Origin of the sequence: Clostridium sp. C8, assembly GCF_001010885.1 — a bacterium.
GTDB lineage: Bacteria > Bacillota > Clostridia > Clostridiales > Clostridiaceae > Clostridium > Clostridium sartagoforme.
Window position 1 is genome coordinate 1 of the sequence record NZ_LBMX01000121.1, and the last position, 1214, is coordinate 1214.

The 1214-nt window shown below is 30.6% G+C and carries 1 protein-coding gene; it reads right to left on the reverse strand.

The window, feature by feature from the left end; all coding sequences use genetic code 11:
• Nucleotides 1-468: 468 nt before the first annotated feature.
• The gene (locus AAT22_RS19210; RefSeq protein WP_242849845.1) at nucleotides 469-585 is read right to left on the reverse strand and encodes an ATP-binding protein; all 117 of its coding nucleotides are present in this window, start codon (nucleotides 583-585) and stop codon (nucleotides 469-471) included.
• Between the last annotated feature and the right edge of the window lie 629 nt (nucleotides 586-1214).

Below are 1214 nucleotides of genomic sequence, written 5' to 3' on the forward strand. Positions count from 1 at the left end.
GTATTAAATTCAACGCGTGAGTAGCAACCTCGGGCGTTCCTTCCTCGGAAGGACCCCCGGGGGTTGTGTTAAATATTTGACGATAGTATTTCAAACTTTAACCCAAGGGGATTTTTTATAATATTTTCTTGAAAAATCTTCACTAAATTTGATATTTAGTGAATTTCGCATATAAGAAAATGACTATAATTTCTTTGTAATTATAGTCATTTTTCTTTAATAAAAAGTAACAACAGGATATAATTATATATAAGGTAATCTGGTATAATAAGATTAATCGAATATATTAAAGGATATAAATACGTTATAGGGAGGCAAAAGGATGAATATAATGAATTTTAATGATTGTATAAAGCTCCCTTTAGAAATAGGGGGGGCATTGCCTAAAGTAGCTATATGGTATGAAGATAGTATATTAATGTCAAGATTATTTTGAACAATTGTGCCAATATTTTTATGTACAATTGTTCAGTTGTTTTTATCTGCCATTTTGGATAGTGCAGTAGCCGTTCTATAAGAGTTTCCTAGAATATTAACAATAGTAGAATGATGGACAAGTCTATCTAAAATAGCGCTAGCTAACATATAAGCAAGTGGGTCACTTCGTACCCCACAAGTACCCCCGGGCACGAACGAATATAAGTTCGATATATGAAGGGGAACATGTTTTGAGATATCTTTTTGATAAGCTTTTACTAATTTTTATTTAGCGAATTTTGTATATAAGAAAATGACTATAGTTTTTTGAATTATAGTCATTTTTCTTTAATAAAAATTAATAATAGGATATAATAATATATAAGAGAATTATTAATTTAGGTGAATATTATGGAATTTAATATAGAAGATGTAAGAAAGTTAGTAAATGTAGCAAACTCAGTCGTTTCTCTCCCGCGTAAGAGACCCGAGGTAGAATAAATTTCCAGGTAACAAGGAGCTACCCCCCAATTATCTCCCAGCACCTCGGATGAATTTTTTCATGAAAAAATTATTTAGGAAATTTCGCAATAAGCAAGTGGGATGCAAAGCACCCCACAAGACCCCCGGGCAGAACTTGTTCGATAAATTAGTATTTATTATATTTCGCATAACAAGAATAGAGCAGATGAAAGTAAAAATTCATCTGTTTTTATTTTACAATAAATTTAAAGAGGATATAATAAATAGAGAACTTAATATTTAATGTGAGAAATATAAGTAAGCGGTTCAGAAAA

What these genes read in the sequence shown, in the direction of transcription:
- AAT22_RS19210 (WP_242849845.1), bottom strand. Translation starts at nt 585, where the DNA reads ATGTTAGCTAGCGCTATTTTAGATAGACTTGTCCATCATTCTACTATT.